Consider the following 13,901-nt stretch of genomic DNA (forward strand, 5'->3'; position numbering starts at 1 on the left):
ACGTAAAGTCCGGCAAAGTCATCGATTGAGGCGTCCTACAGCGGCGGTGCAACCATGAAGGAAATCAGAGAACCCCCGAGGCTCACGCCGGTGATCGCGGAAACGGATGTTCTTGTTGTTGGCAGCGGGCCCGGGGGATTGGCGGCGGCGGTCAGTTCGGCACGGGCGGGGGTGGCGACCATGCTGGTGGAACGCTATGGCTGCCTTGGCGGAAACCTTACTCATGTCGGCGTGGAAGGCATTGCCTGGTACCGGCAGGAGAAGACGGTCGATGTCGAGGGGATTGGCATTGAATTCGAGGAGCGGGCCAAAAATTTTGGTGGTGCGACGCCCGAACCGCAATCGCTCAGCCATGCCATCAATGCGGAGATGTTCAAGGTCGTGGCCGACACTTGGGTGCAGGAGGCTGGCGTCGAAACTCTCCTTCACGCGCTTGCCGTTGGCGTCATTCGCGACGGCGATCGTCTGAAGGGGATCCTCATCGAGAGCAAATCCGGGCGTCAAGCTATTCTGGCCAAGTGCATCATCGATGCCACGGGCGATGCCGATATTGCCGCGCTTAGCGGCGCCCCTTACCGCAAGACTCCGAAGGAGGACATGCTGTCGGTCACTGTGATGTTCTCCTGCTCCGGTGTCGATCGGGCCCGCTTCCTTGACTACGTCAAAGCGAATCCAAAAAAATACAAGGACTGGGGAAAAAATTGGGAAATGAAAACCGACGGCAAAGAGGACGAGCTGTTCAGTCCCTACCTTGAAGAACCCTTCGATCAGGCACGGGAAAAAGGCATCCTTCCTGCTGGCTTGAAAAGCATAGGCGGCACCTGGAGTGCCATTAGCGAGCATGGCGAGGCCACCTATCTCAATATGGTGCATATGCTCGAATACGACGGCACCGATATCCGCGATCTTACGCGTGGAGAAATGGAGGGACGGCGGCAAGCCATGCTCGCAATCAAGGCACTGCAGTGCTTCGCGCCGGGGTTCGAAACGGCGGCTTTAAGAAATTTCGGCATGACGATTGGCATTCGCGATACGCGGAAAATCATCGGCCGCACCAATCTGACGGAACAGAATGTACGGGGACAGGCACGTTTCGACGATGCGATCGGGATCTTTCCGGAATTTATCGACGGTTATGGAGTTCTCGTGCTGCCGACGACCGGACGGTATTTCCATGTCCCTTACGGAGCGCTGGTGCCGCAAGGTGTGGGCAATCTACTGATCGCCGGGCGTTCGGTGGCCGGGGACAAGATCTCGCATGCCGCCGTCCGAAACATGATGTGCTGCACCGTCACCGGCCAGGGCGCCGGAATCGCCGCCGCCGTCTCGGTGAAGAACAAGGTCTCGACCGCCGAAGTTGGGATCACGGCGATCCAGGCCGAATTGAAGAAGCAGGGCGTTCGTTTCATTTAAGAAATCCGTGCTGGTCATAGGACAGCCTCATTTGCGGTTCGCTGACACCAGCAACGGCCAATCGATGTCTCCGTGCAAGGTCATGGATCAAATAAGCCCCCCTGCCACAATGGCTCCGGAGATTGCGCCCGAAAACAGGCTGAAATCGTGCAAGGCGAGAAGCAAGCGGGGAGGCACGCCCTGCTTATGAATCCAGAGCGTTGCTCCAAGCGTCGCGAGCGACCACCCGCAACCGCTTACTATCAGCGCTATGTCGAATCCGGATTCCGTGCTTTGGACGTGTGCGGTAATAAAACCCAGCATCAGCAATGCGAGCCCCGCAAATACGCTTGGGATCTCGGGCACGCGCCAACCCGTGGCGCCGATAACGGCTGCTGGGGCATACATCGCCAAGACATGCCACGAGATCGCACTAGACGCCGCGCCAAGGCCGAGCCCGCATCCCTCCATCATTAGCGGCGCGCCTGCCATCAGCAAAGTCATGCCGAACCAGGCCAGCGCCACCGCCCCGCTGACAGCGATAAAGCCGCGCAAATCTGTGCTCCAGCTTTGCGCTTGATCGGCCACTTCAATTCCATTCGGCAACGCCACGGCGAGGGTCAGGACGCACAACTGCGCCAGTCCGGCGGCGATCAATACAATGGCAGGAGTCAGCGGCCCCCCCAGATCCTGGGCTAAACGGATAATCGCGGGTGCCGCGGCGGCGGCGAGACTTGCCGCGCCAAGAACAATGGCAATGGCCCTCCCACCCGAAGGTGTATTGCTCGCAGCCGCATGCCGGTAAAATAGACCAAATCCCTGGGCCGTGCCGAGCCAAAACGCACCGAGGCAAAGCCCCGCGAACTGGCCCGCGGCGATCCCCCACGCGCCGATCACGGCGCCCGCAACACCAAGGCTCGCGCCAAGCGCGAAGGCCGAGCGGCGGCCGAAGCGGCCGGGTAATACGGAGGCAGGAAAAGTTGCCAATGCCGCACCGGTCAGCATCAGGACGAAAGGCACGGTTGATGCCGCGGGTGAGGGGGCAAGTATCCTTCCGGCCAGCGGCAGTACGGTGAACGCAAGCACCTGCGCAACGATGGAGAAGCTGAAAGCTGCCGCGATGAGTGGGAGCGCAGGCGGCCCGCCACTTGGGAGACATTCATCCGGTGGATCAATATCGCACGCGCAGCCCAACAGTCCCGCGCGAGCGCGCCTCTCGTGGAACGCCCCGCTCACTGCGCGAGATCGTCATCAGAAAGGACACGTAAGGCGCTACCGTCAAGATCCTCGTATTGGCCATTGCGGAGCGACCATAGAAAGGCAACAAGTCCGAGCAAGCCAAGGGACAAGGCCAACGGCACAAGGACCAGCAGGATCGTCATGGCAACGCCTCGTTTAGATGGTGCGAGCTGCTCGTCGAGATGATAAAGGGCTCAAGATTCACAGGTTTCTGGACATGTCCCGCCTGCCGCGCCCGAAGTGCATTGAGCGTGACGATGACCGACGAACCCGACATGGCGGCGGCGGCGATCAAAGGCGTTACGAGCCCAAGCATCGCAAGAGGGACAGCGACGGAATTATAAAGCACCGCGAACCAGAGATTCTGCCGCATGAGAGTCTTTGCCCGGCAGGCGATCTCGATGGCCGCCATGACAGGAGCGAGCCGGTCCCCGAGGAAAAGCGCGTCGGCTGCGGCTTGGGTTATGCCCGACGCCGTGATTGGCGAAAGGGAGACATAGGCGCTCGCGAGAGCCGGCGCATCATTCATCCCGTCGCCGACCATCAGCACTTTACGGCCTTGCGCCTTCAGTTCCGCAAGGCAGGCAACCTTGTCGGCTGGCTTTAATTGCGCCCGCCACCCGGCAATTCCAAGCGCGTCCGCACAGGCTTTGACTGCGGGCACTCTGTCGCCAGAAAGAATCATGGTCGCGAGGCCGCGTGACCGAAGCCCCTCAACGACAGGCAATGCGTCCGGGCGAAGCTTCTGGTGAACCACGAAGACCGCGGAAGCGATGCCATGCCGAAACGCGATGACGGATGCCTCCTCATGCCAGTCGTGCGCGCAATTCGCCTCGTGTTCGAGATTACAAAAGACCGGATTACCGAGCCGCGCCTCAACTCCGTCAATCATCGCGCGAACACCCTCACCTGGCGCTTCGTGGCACTCTTCGAAAGGTGTACGGTCGATGGCAAGTGCAGCGAGTGCACGCGCGAGCGGATGATGGCTCGACAAGGCCAGACGGGCCGCGAGTTCGACTGTTTGCGGTGCCGCATGACCGACATTGTCGATCTGGGACTCAGGGAGCGTGAGTGTTCCCGTCTTGTCAAAGACGACGGTGTCTATGTCGGCCAAGCGTTCAATGGCGTCGCCCGCGTTGATCAAAACGCTTGAGCGGAACAAAGCGCCTGTGGCGACAACTTGGACCGCTGGCACGGCAAGCGCCAGTGCGCAAGGACAAGTGATGATGAGGACGGTGATCGCTATGACGATCGCATCATGCGCGGACGCACCGGCCAGCAGCCAACCGATAGCCGCCAAGATGGCCGTTGCATGGACGACGGGTGCGTAAAGCCGCGCCGCCCGGTCAGCTAAATGCAAATAGCGCGTCTTTTGCATGGACGCGCTTTCCATCAGGCGAGAGATCTCGTCTAGCAGCGTGCCGCCTGCGACAGCAAGCGCCCGGATCTGCAGGGCGCCCCCACAATTCAAAGTCCCGGCATAGACGTCGCTCCCAGCCGAAACCGCCTTGCAAGCTGTCTCGCCAGTAACGAGACTTTGATCGATCTCGGAACACCCGGAAACGATGATTCCATCAACCGGAATTCGCTCGCCCGCACCGACCAGCACGACGTCCCCCGGCCTAAGCGCCACGACGGGAACGGCCGTCAATTCTCCCTTCGAGCCAAGACGTGACGCCATTGGCGCGCGAAGAGCGGACAGATTGGCGGCAAACGCCCGAGTCTTACGCCGCATCGCGTGGTCGAGGTAGCGCCCGGCAAGCAGAAAGGCGATCAGCATAATCGCGCTGTCGAAATAGGCATGCTCGGCGTGATGCGCGGTCTCGACCACGGACATGGACAGAGCAAGGAGAATGCCAAGCGAAATCGGAACATCCATGTTAAGCGAACCGGCCCGGACGGCACGAATGGCACTGCGAAAAAAGGGTTGTCCGGCAAAAGCGGCAGCCGGAATTACGATGAGGGCAGACAGCCAGTGGAAAAAATCCCGCGTCTCTAGTGTCATGTCGCTGACATTGCCGGCCCAAACGGCGACGGAAAGGAGCATGATATTCATGGCGGCAAAAGCAGCGACCGCAAGGCAGCGCAAGAGCCAGCGCATTTGCGCGGCTTCGGCCTCCTCTGCGGTATGCAAAGAAAATGGATGCGCGGGATAGCCTAGACTGGCAAGTTCGTCCAAAATGCGGGCTGGATCAAATGTGTGGTCCGTCCATTCCACGAAGAGGCGGCGATCGGTAAAGTTCACCCGCGCTCGGCTGATCCCAGGTAGCTTGCACACCGCTGTCTCAATCGCGCGCAGCGATGCCGCGTCGACGATACCTTCCACGGCAAGCTCCATATGCGAGGCGCCGTCGCCGTCATGCTGAACGAAAGCTGAAAGATCAAGCTCTAACGCCATGGCACCTCTTTAACGCAAAACAAAGCGGTTTTTTGAACGGAAGAGGCGCGCGCCATTATGACTGGCCTCAAGCAGCAAATCCCATTGACCCTGGGTTGACGCGACTCGTCCCGAATAGACACCAGGCGCGGTTTCAGCGAGTGCCAGAGGTTTGTCGAGTTTCTTGTCGGCCGGGGCAATGAGAGTGCTCGTGAATTGAAGCCCTGTGACCGGAGTGCGCGAAGCATCCGTGACGACTACTTCCACCAGCGCCATACCGTCCTTGTCTCGGGAAAAGCCAGCTGACACGTTCCAGTGAAGGGCTGCCTGCGTCCGCGCTGCCTCAATGTCCCTCTCATAGGCAAGCCCATGCTCGTAAGGACTTACTTCTTGTTCACCCCGGAAGGTTGCAATGGCGTAATGGATCATCACAGCGTTAGCCCCCGCGACGACACCAAAAAAGCCAAGGAGAAGCGTCAGCACCATCCATCCTCTGATGGCGAAGTCGGCGCCTGGCATGAGGTCATCATGGATCATAGGTCTTGTATCCTTTGTCATGGCGCGACGAAATTATCTGTCGCACTGGCCTTTTCTCCGCTTTCTAAGTCAACGATCTCGAATCTGAGCGATTGTTTTGACGGCAGATGCGCGGCATGCACGGTAACCAGGACACGCACTTCGCGGATCTGATCCGGCCCGACTTCAACGACCGGCCATCCATCGGCGGCAGAGGAGACGCCAATGGCCTCGACATGGGCGGCATCGAAAGACTCCGTCTTGATCATAAACTGGCGCGAATTTGACGCGCGGTTCGCGATATGAATTGTCCAAGCGTTGCGGATGGAGCCATCAGCCGTTCTGACAAACATCGGGTTGCGGTCATGCATGACGCTCACCGACATATTTTTGCGTTCCGCCAAGGCAGAGAGCATGACAAGACCAACTCCTGCAATCAGGACCGCATATAGGATGGTTCGGCTGCGAATTGGCTTATAGACATTCGCTTTTCCGGAAAGACGGCGCGCCACATTGACATCCGTGTCATAGGCGATGAGGCGCGGTTGCCGGCCAATTTTCTTCATCACAGTATCGCATGCGTCGATGCAAAGCCCGCATTGAATGCAGCCGAGACAAGACCCGTCACGAATGTCAACGCCAGTCGGACAGACGGCAATGCATTGACCACAATCGATGCAATCGCCCGGGTGTTCTCCCTTGACTCTTAAGGCCGCCGATTTCTTGAACGATGTGCGCGGTTCGCCCCGGTCGTAGCGGTACATCACGTTCAGGGCATTCTCGTCCGTAAGGGCCGCTTGGATACGTGGCCAGGGGCACATAAAAAGGCAGACCTGCTCGCGCATAAAGCCAGCGAGGACATAAGTGGTGAATGTGAGAATCCCAATCCATACATAAGCGACAACGGGCGCCTGGAACATTGCCAGATCGTGCACAAGTGTTGGCGCGTCGGTGAAGTAATTGACCCAGGCGCCTCCGGTCCACCAGGCGATCATGAGCCAAATGAAATGTTTAAGGGTTTTTTCCTTCACGCGCGCAATCGTCCAGGGACCTGTATCCTTCAACATCCGTTCGCGCCGATCGCCCTCGGTCCAACGTTCCGTGGCTAAAAAAAGATCAGTCCAGATTGTTTGCGGGCAAAGATATCCGCACCAGACCCGCCCTGCCAAAGCGTTCATGAGAAATAAGCTCAGCGCCGCCAGGATAAGAAGGCCGGTGAGGTAATAGACTTCCTGAGGCCAAATCTCGATAAAGAAGAAGTAGAATTTCCTGTGCGTGAGATCGACCAGAACGGCTTGCGCCGGTTCGCTTGGACCGCGATTCCAACGCACAAATGGCAGAAGATAATAAATGCAGAGAGTGACAACCAAAAGGATCCATTTGATCCGGCGGTACACACCATGCGCGCTTTGCGGATACACCTTCGCCGCAGCCGCGTAGAGCGGCAGGCCGGGAACCTCCTCATGCATTTGCACTTGAGCCGTGTTCACATCACACCTTCGAGGAGATGTCCCATCTCCAGTTCATTTACCGCCGCCAAGGCTATGGACAAAAACCGCAAGAGCCTTGATCGTCGTTGGATCAAGCCGACTCGCCCATGCCGGCATGACACCCCCGCCGCCATTCTGAATGCGGTCCATGATGTCGGCTTTGGAGCCTCCATAGAGCCAGACCTGCGTCCGCAAATTAGGGGCGCCAAGCTCAATGTTTCCTCTGCCATCCTCGCCATGGCAAGGAGCACAATTTTGGATGAAAATACTCTGTCCGGCGGCGAGATCGGCGCCTTCCTCAGGCGTATTGCCTGATAGACTGCGGACATAATCCGCGACGTCGGACATATCTGGCCCGTTCAGCAGAGAGTCGTGGCCGAAGGACGGCATCAAGGAGGTATGCGTATCACGATCGGCGTCCCACCGCACGCCATGCGCGATGGTGGTCTGAATGGCTTCAAGCGTGCCACCCCAAAGCCAGCGGTCTGCGTTGAGATTGGGATACCCCTTTGACCCCTGGCCCCCCGCGCCATGACATGGCACACAATTTATCGCGAAGGCGGCGCCACCTTCCGCTCGCGCAAAAGACAATAGCTCCGGTGCGCGTTCAATCTCGGCAAGGGAAGCGGCCGCAAGTTTCTCGTTCATGGTTGCGCGCATAGCCGTCAGTTCTTTCAGGTCATCGCTGACTGAGGCGCGAGAATTCCAGTGAAACACTCCTTTGGTGAAGCCCGTGACTAGCGGCCACGCGGGATAGGCGATCCAGTATCCGATCGCCCAGACAATGCAGGCATAGAACGTTATAAGCCACCAGCGGGGGAGCGGGGTATTCAGTTCCTTGATCCCATCCCAGTCGTGGCCTGTCGTCGCCGTTCCAGTAAGAGCGTCGATTTCTGGACGTTTCTCCGCGGACACGGCTCAATCCTCTCTCAACGGAATTCGAGCCGCTTCTTCGAAAGCGTCATGCTTTGACGGTAGCAGAGCATAGACGAGAGCGATGAAGAAGATCAGCCCGAAATAGGCGACGCCCCAGTACGCTGCGAACTGGCGCAAGCTTTCATATGTCGACATAAGAGGACCTCACCTGATGTTGGCCTTGTCGTCATAAAGTTTGAAATCAATTTGGGTCCCAAGCCGTTGTAAATAAGTGATAAGCGCGTCGGCTTCCGTCAACCGGCCTTTATCGGCGCCGAGATCGCGCACGATCGCCTGCGGATATCTTGACTTAAACTCAGTAGAGTTGGGGCTTTCGGATGTCCCTTGCGCTCTAAGATCGTCGCGTGCTTTGTCGATCATTTCGCGAGAATATGGCACGCCCGTTATAGCGAGTGTTTTGAGATCCTGGGCGATGTGAGCATCGTCGAGTGGCGTTGACTCAAGGAACGCGTAACCTGGCATGATCGAGCCAGGCACGACTGCGCGAGGATCCCGAAGATGCTGACGATGCCAGTCATCCGAATATTTTCCCCCGACACGCGCCAGATCGGGGCCGTTTCGCTTCGATCCCCATTGAAAGGGATGATCATACATGCTCTCGGCGGCCAATGAGTAGTGGCCGTAGCGTTCGACCTCGTCGCGTAAAGGCCGAATCATCTGGGAGTGACACGTATAACATCCTTCTCGGACATAGATGTTGAAGCCGGCAAGTTCGAGAGGCGAATAGGGCCGCACGCCATCAACTTTCTCGATCGTGCTTTTGAGGTAAAACAACGGGATCACCTCGACGAGGCCACCAATCGATACGACGAGAAGGATGCCGAGCACGAGCAGAATGGAGTTCTTCTCGAGGATTTGGAGCCGAACCCAGATCGAGCGGCTTTGGCTAGGGTTGGTCACGCGCCCGTTCCCCTACTTTGCCGTAGCGAAACGGATTTTGAGCGCCCCAGTCTCTTCCGGAACCGCGCAAGCATCGGGAGACGCTATCGTCTTAAAGAGATTGAAGGCCATGATCAGCGCACCAACGAGGAAGAGTAACCCGCCGAACGCACGGATCACATACATAGGATGCAACGCCTCCGTCGTTTCAACGAAGGAATACTCTAGGAAACCAAGGGCCGTGTATGCACGCCACATCAAACCCTGCATAATTCCAGCAACCCACATTGACGAGATGTAGAACACGATCCCTATGGTTGAGATCCAGAAGTGCCAGTTGACGAGCTTGAGGGAATAAAGTCCCTTGCGGTTCCACAACCAAGGAACCAAGCAATAGAGTGCGCCGAAGGACACGTAGCCGACCCATCCAAGACTACCTGAATGTACGTGACCGATGCCCCAATCCGTATAGTGGCTTAACGAATTGATAGTCTTGATCGACATGACCGGCCCCTCGAAGGTCGCCATCCCATAGAAGGCGATGGAGACCACGAGCATCCGCAGGACGGGGTCAGTTCTAAGCTTATCCCAAGCGCCCGATAAGGTCATCAGGCCATTGATCATGCCGCCCCAGGATGGCATCCAAAGAATGATCGAGAAGGTCATGCCAAGCGTCTGCGCCCAATCTGGAAGCGCCGTGTAATGGAGATGATGCGGGCCGGCCCAGATATAGAGAAAGATCAGCGCCCAGAAATGCACGATCGAGAGCCGATAGGAATAGATGGGCCGGTCGGCCCTCTTGGGAACGAAGTAATACATGATGGCAAGGAAGCCGGCCGTGAGAAAGAAGCCAACGGCGTTGTGACCGTACCACCATTGGATCATCGCGTCCTGGACGCCGGACCAGACGATGTAGGATTTGGATGAGTAAATCGATACGGGAATCGCAGCATTATTCGTCAGAACAAGCACGGCGATTGTAACGATGAAGGCGAGATAAAACCAGTTGGCCACATAGATGTGTGGCTCGGCGCGCTTCATGATCGTGCCAAGAAAGACAAGGAAATAGGTAACCCAAATAACGACGAGAAGAATATCGGCGTACCATTCCGGCTCGGCATATTCTTTTGAGTGGGTAATGCCCAGGAGGTAGCCAGTACCAGCGATCAGGATGAAGAAATTGTAGCCTATCGCCACAACCCAAGGAGCGAGATCACCGGCGAGACGCGCACGGCAGGTCCGTTGCACAACATAAAACGACGTGGCCAGCAACACATTGCCACCGAAGGCAAAAATCACCGCCGAGGTATGCAATGGGCGCAATCTTCCGAAATTAGTCCAGGGAAGATCGAGATTAAACGCTGGAAAGGCGAGTTCCAGAGCGAGATAGAGCCCGACACTAAAACCTGCGATGGCCCAGATGATGGCCGCAATCGTGCAGAATTTTACAGGTCTAAAATTGTAATTCGGTCGCCCATCGATCGTTTGGAGAGGCAACGCAGCGTCACGAAGTGAATACCGTTTGAAAATCGTGAACACAGCCAGGACGCCAGCCACGCTGAACAGCGCAGCGTGGAAGGCAAATGCCGGCGTATACGCTTTTGTCGCAATCCATAGTGCAAACAAAGCTAACGCCGCAAGGCTTGTTAAGAGGCCAACTTCGCCAAACGTCATTCTTTTGACGGGAACAGATAATTGTACCATTGATTTGTTCCGTTTGCGGTGCGCGAAATGAACTGTGAACCGCGTGCAACGGGTCTTGCTAAGACTGCACGAAGTGGAAAAGCGGAGACTTGATGCAGATCAAACCCTGAAGGATTAGATTGGAATGTCCTATTTGAATCCTGGACTTACCGTGTCTTGCCCACGATTTCCCAATGAAGACCGTCACGCGGGAGCGTCTATAAGCGGTACCGATGTCACGAAATCTCGTCCCCATCCTCGAGCGGCGACGGGCTTTAAGTCATCATCGCCGGTCGTCTGGGTCTAGAAGGATTTCAGCCCAAGATAGATTTGGAAGAGTCCCGTAGTGATAATGCAACGGCGTCTGATGCGCCAGCGAACGCACATGGCGTTAACTTTCATGCACGGGGAATGCATTGCTCGGGTTGCGAACATATCATCGAAGACCCCGTGGGCAAGGTCTCCGGCGTGCAGCATGTCAAGGCAGACTATCCGACCGAGACGCTCGCGGTCATCTTCGATCCAGCATTGACAAATGTCGGGGACATCTGCGCGGCGATCGCGCAGAAGGGCTACCGCTGCACTCTTCCAGCTGATGCCAAGGTCCCGCGCAATAACTTCAAGAAGCACGGAGCTGTTGTCCTCGGTATCCTTGGTGTCGTCTTCGTCATTTTTCTCGATACCAAATGGATTAGCCAGAATGGCGCGCCCGATGTCAGCTAGCATATGGGCTTGGGCCTCATTCTGGTCCTTGGTCTTCTGACGGGCTTTCATTGCGTCGGCATGTGCGGCGGGTTTGTTCTGAGCTACACAGCTGGCGACGCGCGCTTGGGACAAAGCTCTCATCTGTCGCATCTGCTTTATGGCATGGGAAAAATCCTCTCTTATACCGTCATTGGCGCTTTGTTCGGACTTTTGGGCGCCATTGTTGCCTTTACGCCCATGCTGCGCGGCGTCGCGGGTGTTTCGGCCGGGATATTTTTGATCATCTTCGGCCTGAACATGCTGAACATCATTCCGGTTCTGCGCAAAATCGGGTTTAAGCTCCCCGCCTTCCTTTCGTGGGTTTTATCCGGCCAGCAGACCCGCAGCCGCAAGCGGCCTTTCATGATTGGCCTGTTGAATGGCTTTATGATCGCCTGCGGCCCGTTACAAGCCATGTATGTGATGGCGGCGGGATCCGGCAGCGCATTTGAGGGCGCCAAGATGCTCTTCACCTTCGGTGTCGGAACACTGCCGGTCTTGCTGAGTTTTGGATTCCTGACCAGTCTGATCTCGGGGGCTCCAATGGCGGACCATTTTCAAACCATCACGATGGATGTCGTCAAATCGGGATTTGAGCCAAATCATTTCGTGTTGCGCCAAGAGATTCCCGTCAAATGGGTGATCGACGGCAAGGACGTCATGGAATGCAACAGACGCATTGTCGTCCCCAAGCTGGGATTAGAGTTTGATGTCAAGGAGGGGGTGCAGACCATCGAGTTCACACCCAATGAAACAGGCCTCATTCCGCGGAGCTGTTGGATCGGCATGCTGCATGGACAATTTGAGGTGATCGCGGAACCGGCGATCACAGAGAAACCTCCCAGTGTTGCGAGCATGGACAAGCCGCCGCCGTCGCCTTCCGGCAGCATGACTGCGCGACCGCCAGCTTCCACGGAAGAACCGTCCGTCCAGGCGAAAAACGCCGGAATCCCAGAGACGTATAAAGTAACGGCGGGAGATACACTCTCCAAGATTGCGCACAAGCACTATGGGGATGCGACGAAATGGTGCGAGATCGAGAGCGCCAATCCGGGTCTCAATCTCAAAAAGTTGAAATCTAGCCAAATTCTTTATCTGCCGAATTTACCCGCCAACGGCAGTTCGAAGAAGAGGCAGTGATCGCTTCGCTCCCTCACCGCTTCAGCTACCCTTGTTTGCGTTGGTGTCCGATTCAAGGGTCTAATCGTACCAAAACGTTTCACGTGAAACGTTTTGGTAAGGTCACGGCGAAGAATCGTACAAGCGCACATACTTGCGCGGGCTCATTGGACATGTGGAATCGCCGCGAAAATATGTACGATGGGCGGTTTCCGGCGGCGCGTACAAATGTTTTCTCCCTCATTCCGCCGCAACCTCCGCCACCACGTCCCGATGCACCTTTGAGAATTGCCGGGCGCGGCGTTTCTTCCACCAGATGTAGACGCCGGTTACAGAGAGCATGGTGATCACGAGCCCGAGCCCGCAGACGAAAATTTTATAAGGCATCCCAAAGACATTGGCCATATGCAGGGCGTACATCCAATTTGTAATCGTGTTACCGGTCCGTTGACCTGACGGCAGATCCAGCGATCGAAACGCACCGGTATCGCCGTCGAAGGCAACGCTGGTGGCGCCGGCATGATCCATGAAGTCTCTGCTGCTGCGCACGTTAAGAAAATAGGTGCCAAGTTCTGCACTGTAATAAATCCCAACCTCCCGCTCCACACTAAACCCACGCAACTAGGCTTGCTCTTGGAGAGTGCGCTCTCCCGCCGCATGGGCCGCGCGCCAATCGAGGTGTGGCGGTCCACCGGCGCGCGGCGAAGGCATCATATATTCCTCGTCGGGCGACTGGTAGTCGAACAGACGCTGTGTAACCCAATCATAGACCGGCCGGATGTCCATCATGACGCTCGACCAGGCGAAGATAAACAGCATCGCCCACAGCCAAAGCCCGCTGGCGCGATGCAAATCAAAATTAACCCGGAAGGCCCGCCCGCCATTTGACGAGCCACCCCGGCTTCCATCGCACCCAGAAATTCTCAATGGCTACCGGCAGGGTGAGATAAAAGCCAATGAAGCAACCAATCGTCCAGGCCAGGGCGGCAATGCCGAGAATCCAAAAACCGGTCGTGCCTAAAGCCAGCCGCCAATGGAGATCGTAAATGAAGGGCATGAAATTGATCCACCCTTGTGTGATGTCTCCGTTCATCCGGCGGCCAAGTTCCTCCCCCGTACCGGGATCGAGGAAGAGCTGGTCGAAATTCGGCTGATAAGGTTTTTCCGTCGCGGGGTTTGTTCGCGGCATCATTTGCGCCACCGCCTGATCGGAGGCTGTTAAGGAAACCACTTGGACCTGCGCCTCGGGGACCATATTTTCCGCGCGGGCGGCGAGCGCACCGAGATCGAGGAGGGTGGCATCAGGCCTCGACGTGGCGAAAAGCTGCGGGCTGATCAGACGTTCCAGCTCGTTGTTGAAGGCCAGCAGGCTGCCGGTGAGCCCAACGAGGACGAGAAAGCCCGTCATTGCGAGCCCCACCCAGTGGTGCAGCCAGACGAAAACGCGGCGGATCGCGATATTAGCGCGCATGATTTTGCGGCCTCCCGCCGATGAGACCCGTCTCTCGTGATCTGGCGGAAACGGT

15 protein-coding genes are annotated in these 13,901 nt (G+C 57.0%); 3 read left to right on the top strand and 12 right to left on the bottom strand.

The features are described 5' to 3' along the window. The first annotated feature begins 54 nt into the window (after positions 1-54). A complete protein-coding gene (locus QEV83_RS06090) occupies positions 55-1,413 on the top strand; it encodes an FAD-dependent oxidoreductase (protein WP_280130334.1) in 1,359 nt (452 codons plus the stop codon). Between the two features lie 87 nt (positions 1,414-1,500). On the opposite strand, the gene QEV83_RS06095 is transcribed toward QEV83_RS06090, so the two are convergent. The 9 genes from QEV83_RS06095 to ccoN are packed head-to-tail and all read right to left on the bottom strand — an operon-like array spanning position 1,501 to position 10,533. Continuing rightward, positions 1,501-2,628 (bottom strand): hypothetical protein, encoded by a 1,128-nt coding sequence (locus QEV83_RS06095; RefSeq protein WP_280130335.1) that lies wholly within the window; start codon positions 2,626-2,628, stop codon positions 1,501-1,503. After that, the gene (gene ccoS, locus QEV83_RS06100) at positions 2,625-2,774 is read right to left on the bottom strand and encodes a cbb3-type cytochrome oxidase assembly protein CcoS (protein WP_280130336.1); all 150 of its coding nucleotides are present in this window, start codon (positions 2,772-2,774) and stop codon (positions 2,625-2,627) included. The genes QEV83_RS06095 and ccoS overlap by 4 nt, the downstream gene beginning before the upstream one ends. Then, positions 2,771-5,029, bottom strand: a complete 2,259-nt coding sequence (locus QEV83_RS06105) for a heavy metal translocating P-type ATPase (RefSeq protein WP_280130337.1) — start codon at positions 5,027-5,029, stop codon at positions 2,771-2,773. Before QEV83_RS06105 ends, ccoS begins: the two co-directional genes overlap by 4 nt. A 9-nt stretch (positions 5,030-5,038) precedes the next feature. Beyond that, entirely contained in the window at positions 5,039-5,545 is a 507-nt protein-coding gene (locus QEV83_RS06110) for a FixH family protein (RefSeq protein WP_280130338.1), read from the bottom strand. A gap of 17 nt (positions 5,546-5,562) precedes the next feature. Then, the gene (ccoG, locus tag QEV83_RS06115) at positions 5,563-6,993 is read right to left on the bottom strand and encodes a cytochrome c oxidase accessory protein CcoG (protein WP_280130982.1); all 1,431 of its coding nucleotides are present in this window, start codon (positions 6,991-6,993) and stop codon (positions 5,563-5,565) included. Between the two features lie 54 nt (positions 6,994-7,047). Further along, positions 7,048-7,929 carry a cytochrome-c oxidase, cbb3-type subunit III gene (ccoP, locus tag QEV83_RS06120; protein ID WP_280130339.1) on the bottom strand — a complete coding sequence of 294 codons (882 nt, stop codon included), beginning with the start codon at positions 7,927-7,929 and terminating at the stop codon, positions 7,048-7,050. 3 nt (positions 7,930-7,932) lie between these two features. Continuing rightward, complete coding sequence (locus QEV83_RS06125) at positions 7,933-8,085, bottom strand: cbb3-type cytochrome c oxidase subunit 3 (RefSeq protein WP_280130340.1); 153 nt, start codon at positions 8,083-8,085, stop codon at positions 7,933-7,935. 9 nt (positions 8,086-8,094) lie between these two features. Further along, entirely contained in the window at positions 8,095-8,850 is a 756-nt protein-coding gene (ccoO, locus tag QEV83_RS06130) for a cytochrome-c oxidase, cbb3-type subunit II (protein WP_280130341.1), read from the bottom strand. Positions 8,851-8,862: 12 nt separating this feature from the next. Next, positions 8,863-10,533, bottom strand: a complete 1,671-nt coding sequence (gene ccoN / locus QEV83_RS06135) for a cytochrome-c oxidase, cbb3-type subunit I (protein WP_280130342.1) — start codon at positions 10,531-10,533, stop codon at positions 8,863-8,865. A gap of 429 nt (positions 10,534-10,962) precedes the next feature. Here ccoN and QEV83_RS06140 point away from each other — a divergent pair, with 429 nt between their 5' ends. Both QEV83_RS06140 and QEV83_RS06145 read left to right on the top strand, forming a co-directional pair. Then, positions 10,963-11,235: a heavy metal-associated domain-containing protein gene (locus QEV83_RS06140; protein ID WP_280130343.1), complete on the top strand. Its 273-nt coding sequence runs from the start codon at positions 10,963-10,965 to the stop codon at positions 11,233-11,235. Positions 11,236-11,238: 3 nt separating this feature from the next. Beyond that, positions 11,239-12,396, top strand: a complete 1,158-nt coding sequence (locus QEV83_RS06145; protein WP_280130344.1) for a sulfite exporter TauE/SafE family protein — start codon at positions 11,239-11,241, stop codon at positions 12,394-12,396. Positions 12,397-12,615: 219 nt separating this feature from the next. Here the strand turns inward: QEV83_RS06145 and QEV83_RS19420 are convergent, their stop codons facing one another. The 3 genes from QEV83_RS19420 to QEV83_RS19430 are packed head-to-tail and all read right to left on the bottom strand — an operon-like array spanning position 12,616 to position 13,846. Further along, the gene (locus QEV83_RS19420) at positions 12,616-12,996 is read right to left on the bottom strand and encodes a PepSY-associated TM helix domain-containing protein (protein WP_348273259.1); all 381 of its coding nucleotides are present in this window, start codon (positions 12,994-12,996) and stop codon (positions 12,616-12,618) included. Beyond that, positions 12,997-13,302: a PepSY domain-containing protein gene (locus QEV83_RS19425; RefSeq protein WP_348273260.1), complete on the bottom strand. Its 306-nt coding sequence runs from the start codon at positions 13,300-13,302 to the stop codon at positions 12,997-12,999. Further along, a complete protein-coding gene (locus QEV83_RS19430) occupies positions 13,235-13,846 on the bottom strand; it encodes a PepSY domain-containing protein (RefSeq protein WP_348273261.1) in 612 nt (203 codons plus the stop codon). Before QEV83_RS19430 ends, QEV83_RS19425 begins: the two co-directional genes overlap by 68 nt. Between the last annotated feature and the right edge of the window lie 55 nt (positions 13,847-13,901).

The organism is Methylocapsa sp. D3K7 (genome assembly GCF_029855125.1).
Lineage (GTDB): Bacteria > Pseudomonadota > Alphaproteobacteria > Rhizobiales > Beijerinckiaceae > Methylocapsa.